Annotated in this window: 1 pseudogene; it reads left to right on the top strand. The window is 61.1% G+C overall.

The annotated features are described in order from the left end of the window. Window positions 1-229 (top strand): annotated as a pseudogene (locus AC0L3B_RS40535) (efflux RND transporter periplasmic adaptor subunit); the annotation flags it as partial.

Raw genomic sequence — 229 nt, 5'->3', positions numbered from 1 at the left:
ATTGTTGCGAGCGCCATCGGGGCGTCGCGGTCGTTTACCGGTGTAGTTGTCGCTCGCGTTCAGAGCGATTTGGGCTTTCGTGTGTCGGGAAAGGTATCGGAGCGTCTGGTTGACACGGGGCAGGAAGTAAAGCTCGGGCAGACCCTGATGCGTCTGGACCCCATTGACCTTGGTCTTCAGGCTCAGGCCCAAATCCAGGCGGTTGCCGCCGCCGCTGCACGCGCTAAAC

The sequence above is a fragment of the Bradyrhizobium sp. Kon56 genome (genome assembly GCF_055807635.1).
This window is presented reverse-complemented; position numbering and strand designations above follow the sequence as displayed.